At 59.6% G+C, this 1877-nt stretch carries 1 protein-coding gene; it reads left to right on the top strand.

The features are described from left to right. Positions 1-172: 172 nt before the first annotated feature. A partial coding sequence (locus CLI93_RS14590; protein WP_476726715.1) for a calcium-binding protein occupies positions 173-1877 on the top strand: 1705 nt, incomplete at its 3' end.

Genomic DNA, 1877 nt, shown 5'->3' with positions numbered 1-1877 from the left:
TGCGTGAGGAAAAGGAGGGAAATGGGCTCAAACGCGCTCTAAAAAAGGGCTTCTTGATCCGGTTTTTTTCAGATCGTGAAGTGTTGGGGCTGGAAGTCCAGGAATTGCCCGGTTTTTAGAGGTTCCCGATCAAGGCTATTTGCGATTAGGGCGTCATTTTTCTGCAGAGGAAATGCAAAAAGCGTCCAATGGCGTGGCGCTGAATCTTTATCTGTCGCTGAGTGGCCTGAGATCGGTTGATGGATACGACCCTTGGACGGTGCCAACGATTGTGCAGATTGCCAGAGACGATGCCAGCTCCATTGGCGTCAACCTCTATGCAGGCCATCTGTCAGAATCAGACGATGCCGTGGTCTTCAATACCGGCTGGTCAGGCACGCTGGGATTTAATTTGCTGGGCGGTGAAGAGCCTTTTGAAAGCTGGCGCCTGTTGGCCGAGCCCGCCCGTGATGGGCTGGAGGCGGCCAGCCGGCCAGAGAACCAGCGGCTCGATTCCTTCGATGACTTCAAGAATATTTTGTTTGCCACTGCGGCCTATGAAGCGGCATGGAAGGCCAGCTCCTTCGAGGCTGGCGCTGTAGCGGCGTACGAGCTGGCGCGTTTCGTTGCCTTTGTGCAGACAAGAAGGCTTTTGCCCAGCAACGATGCCTATCTGCGATCCATTGCGGCGCAGATCGAAATCAATTTGGCCAATGACAATTGGCTTGGCTTGGTCAAGGATGTGGCAGCGTTTTCGCCAGCGATCAGCCCAGCGGTGAGCCTGATGGCCGATGTGGGGCCTGCCAATTTCCTGGACATGATGCGCAGTGCGTACGAGGGCCAAGCCTTGCTGTGGCAGACCAAGCATGCGCAGTTTCAGGATGCGGCCTACGCTTTTTTCAGCCCGATGAGCGCGCCGCAGCGCGAAGGCATTGGAGCCCGCATGCTGCCCATGGAGCAGGAGCAGCTGGTGCGCATGGCCCGCAACGATGTGGATGTGCGAAATGCCTTGCAAGCGCTGTCGGCCCTCAGTGTGGACACTGCCGCAGTGGGCCTGGATACCAGCCATTTGCAGATTTACGACGCGCAATCTGGCACCGGCCGCTTGACCGAGCGCTGGCTGCAAGACCGCGCGGCTTTTCTGATTGCGCAAACCCAGGAGTTGCAGCAGGGCAATGGCAGTGTGCTGCGGGATCCACAGCGACTGCGCTACTACGACATGGGCAGCGAGCAAGAAGTGTTGCAAGGCTTTGGCAGCCACCGCCGCCAGATTGTGTTTGGCGCAGCCGGAGGCTCCAACCTGCAGGGCCAGGGGTTTGATGACCGCCTCTACGGCGGCGATGAAGCAGACCGGCTGGAAGGCAAGGGCGGCAGCGACTATCTTGAAGGCGGCCAAGGCCACGACACCTACGTGCTCAGCAGCCAAGACTCAGGCGTGGACACCATAGTAGACATCGATGGCGATGGGCACCTGGAAGTGGATGGCAGCGCAATTTCGGGTGTTTACAAGCGCCATCACAGCCAGAGCACGAGCTATTACAGCGCCGATGGCCGCACCCGTATCGACGTGCTGCCAAACGGTGTGCACACCAAATCGCAAGGGCCAGAGGGGCAAGCAGGCGCAGCCGGGCGACACACGCTGGGGGTGTACCGGCTCGATGGCGCGCAGTGGCGGCAACTGGCCCATGTGCTCGATTGGAAGGACCAGGGCCTGGGGCTGCAGCTGAGCGACGAGCTGGGCGAGCCCGAGCGCCATGTGGTGACGCAGGGCGGAGACCGTTACTACGACACATTTGAGGCGGCAGACCGGCCAGTGCAGATCAGCACTGGCGACAAGCGGGACTATGTCAACGGCAGCGCCTTTTCAGACCACATCAGCCTGGGCGAGAGCCACGACA

The organism is Vandammella animalimorsus, from assembly GCF_002288875.1.
GTDB lineage: Bacteria > Pseudomonadota > Gammaproteobacteria > Burkholderiales > Burkholderiaceae_C > Lampropedia > Lampropedia animalimorsus.
Note: the sequence above shows the minus strand (reverse complement) of the source record. Positions and strands in the feature narration are given on the sequence as shown.